This is a genomic window from Methylobacter psychrophilus, assembly GCF_025583945.1.
Classification (GTDB): Bacteria; Pseudomonadota; Gammaproteobacteria; order Methylococcales; family Methylomonadaceae; genus Methylobacter_C; species Methylobacter_C psychrophilus.
On the sequence record NZ_JAOEGU010000111.1, the window covers coordinates 1 to 3,334 of the forward strand.

General features: G+C 49.3%; 3 protein-coding genes and 1 pseudogene. All 4 read left to right on the top strand.

What is annotated here, in order from left to right; all coding sequences use genetic code 11:
- Window positions 1-75: 75 nt before the first annotated feature.
- On the top strand, window positions 76-381 hold the full coding sequence (tnpA, locus tag N7974_RS20250) for an IS66 family insertion sequence element accessory protein TnpA (protein ID WP_262967341.1): 306 nt from the start codon (window positions 76-78) through the stop codon (window positions 379-381).
- Complete coding sequence (gene tnpB, locus N7974_RS20255) at window positions 369-719, top strand: IS66 family insertion sequence element accessory protein TnpB (RefSeq protein WP_262967342.1); 351 nt, start codon at window positions 369-371, stop codon at window positions 717-719. The genes tnpA and tnpB overlap by 13 nt, the downstream gene beginning before the upstream one ends.
- 83 nt (window positions 720-802) lie before the next feature.
- Window positions 803-1,681 (top strand): annotated as a pseudogene (locus N7974_RS20260) (IS66 family transposase); the annotation flags it as partial.
- Between the two features lie 471 nt (window positions 1,682-2,152).
- Window positions 2,153-3,334, top strand: a 1,182-nt coding sequence (gene ltrA, locus N7974_RS20265) for a group II intron reverse transcriptase/maturase (protein ID WP_262967344.1), incomplete at its 3' end; no start/stop codon positions are given.

The window sequence follows — 3,334 nt, forward strand, 5'->3', positions numbered from 1 at the left end:
GTAAGCACGTAGCGCCACCATCTTAAAACATTTTAAATGCACTGGTATCCTTCAGTTTTTTTCTGAGGATATCTCATGGCATTAACTGAACAGCAACTAAAACATATAAAAACATGGCAAGCGTGTGGTTCTTCGCAAGCCGCTTATTGCCAAACACATGGATTGAATAAAAAAACGTTTTCAAGATGGTTTAGCAATTATCAAGCACTTTCCCAAGCAATGGCACCTTCCTTAATTGCAATTGACGTTACACAACCGATTACAATTCCGCCGGAGATAAATGAACCCTTGCGACTACGGTTAGTCAATGGACTCTCATTGGAGCTGCCTGTTAACACCTCGCCGCGCTGGCTTGCGGAGCTATTACAATGCCTGGGTTAATAACAGATCCTATCGCTATTTGGTTGGCAGTCGAGCCCGTGGACATGCGGCGTGGCATTGATGGCTTGTCGATGATTGCCCAAGAAGCTTTGGGTAAGGTGCCTTGCTCAGGTGTCGCCATCGTGTTCCGCAATCGCCCCGGTAATCGCATCAAAGTGCTACTCTGGGATGGTACTGGCGTGTGGCTGTGTCAACGTCGTTTACATGAAGGTGGTTTCGTTTGGCCAAAGTCCACAGACACCTGTTTTTCGGTGACGTTTGAGCAATGGCAATGGTTAATTGCCGGGGTGAACTGGCAGCGCTTGTCGGCCATCCTGCCAGCAGATTTACAGATGTAAACGATAACTCTTCAGTAAGCTATTTTTTCGCTGTAGCCCAGCAATAACGAGGCTTTCATGGCTTTATTTGTTATAATACCACCATGAAATCACTTAGCCAATTTGAACAGTTTGACCTCGAAACCGCCTCTAAAACTCAGGTGGCAGAAATGGTTCGTGCGCTGCTCGAACAGGCTAAGAAAGATGCGCAAGAAATTCAACGTAAAACAGTTGAGCTTCAAAGCAAAGAAGATAAAATCCAAGCATTAACTTATGAGCTGTCCTATCTACGCAGGATCAGATACGGCGCCAAAACCGAAGCCTTTAGTCAGCTACAAAAGGATCTGTTTGAGGAGTCTTGGAACGAAGACGTCGCCGCTGCTGAGGCGGCACTTGAACAGTTAAGCGCCACTGCGCCTGTCGACACGGATTGTAAACCTAAACGGCCCCGTGCTGAACGCCAACCATTACCCGAGCATTTGCCTCGTATTGAGTTTCGGCACGAGCCCGATTCTTGCCAGTGTGGGCAATGTGGCAGTGACTTAATCAAGATTCGTGAAGATGTCACCGAACAATTAGACGTCGTGCCGGCTGTATTTACCATTCATCGCCACATCCGTCCCCAATATGCTTGTAAGAACTGCGAAACCATCATCGCTGCACCGATTCCGGCAGCGATTATTAATGGCGGCATGGCAACAGTGGGGTTGCTGGCGTGGGTACTCATTAATAAATACGTTGATCATTTACCACTGTACCGCATTGAACAGATCGCCGGTCGGCAAAAAGTAACCCTATCACGCTCAACCTTGGCTGATTGGGTCGGTAAGCTGGGAGTGACATTACAACCCTTGGTTGATCGATTGGCTTGGCATTTGTTGCAGGGCAATACCTTGCATGCCGACGAAAGTGTGCCACGAAGGCGCATTGGGGGTGAAAATCCCCCGTGCAGCTATGCTGCACAAGAGATGAGGGTAGGTCCCTCGGAGTCGCCGTACAGGCGGAGGCTTCAAACCACCTACTGCTGCAACGTTTAAGAGGCGTTGTGGTGAGCGAGATAGGAAAAGGCCAAACTCGATTTGGTCAGGTATGGGTCGTAAAGTCGAACGCAAGTGAACCACTGATGACGTGTCGAAACGTGGAGACGATGTCAAAACTGCGGAGGTTTCGTTACCGCAGGATAAGTCCGGGAGGTGCCTGTTGACGGCCCGGTCGGCATCCGGCATGGAGGTGGCGAGAGTGCGATCCGGGCTCTTGTGTGGAACGTGGGAACCTGTCACTCCGATGCTAAGGGAGAAACACAAGGGGGAGCATCCCAAGTGTGAGAGTACCAATGTGGAGTACAGGGACGGAGCAACCTGTAGTAGTGATGAAGGGGCTGTAATGGCACTGGAGCAAAGGGGTTGCCCTATCTGGCTTGGAACGATAAAACAACTGGCAACAGGAGGATTCTATTGAACCCGGCAAAATCGTTTCCTATTACCAAACATCAGGTGTGGGAAGCTTACAAACGAGTAAAAGCAAACCGTGGCGGAGCGGGAGTTGATGCACAGACACTGGAGAAGTTTGACCAGGATCTTGGTAACAATCTCTATAAGCTATGGAATCGGATGGCATCAGGCAGTTATCAGCCTACGCCGGTCAAGCGCGTCGAAATTCCCAAAGCCAATGGAGGAACCCGTCCTTTGGGCATTCCAACGGTGACGGATCGAATCGCCCAAACGGTGGTCAAGCAGGTACTGGAGCCGGAATTGGAGAAGCACTTCCATCCTGATTCCTATGGATACCGGCCAGGAAGATCAGCACATCAGGCATTGTCTGTGACGCGGAAGCGCTGCTGGACATACAATTGGGTGCTAGAGTTCGATATTAAGGGTTATTTTGATAATATCGACCATGATCTACTCATGCGTGCAGTACGCAAGCATACCCAGGAAAAATGGGTGTTGCTATATATTGAGCGTTGGCTGAAAACACCCGTGCAGATGGCGGATGGCACACTACAGCCTAGAGACCGGGGAACCCCGCAAGGTGGAGTTGCTAGCCCCTTGTTGGCTAATTTGTTTCTGCATTACACATTTGATATGTGGATGCAGAGGCACTATCCCGAAATTCCGTTTGAGCGCTATGCCGATTATGGTGTTCTACATTGTCGGAGTAGAGAGCAGGCGGAAAGGCTAAAACAGGTGTTGCAAGAACGGTTTGCAGTCTGTGGACTTGAACTGCATCCTTTAAAGACCCGTGTGGTGTACTGTAAAAACTATCGGTGTAAAGAGGATTACCCGGACGTTTCGTTTGATTTTCTAGGGTTCACCTTCAGGCCTCGTGGAGCGAAAAGCAAAGAAGGTGGCTTATTCACCGGCTTTGTTCCGGCTATCAGTAATAAAGCAGCCAAAGCGATACGTCAGGAAGTTCGAGGGTGGGCGCTCCAGAAGAAAAGCGATAAGAGTCTGCACGATTTGGCAAGGATGTTTAATGCTGTGATACGCGGTTGGATAGCGTATTACGGGGTGTTCTATCGATCGGCATTAAATCCGGTTTGGAGACATTTGAATCGGAAACTTGTTTTGTGGGCAGCGCGGAAGTTTAAACACTTTCGTGGACACCGACAGCGAGCAGAGAATTGGTTGCTGGGC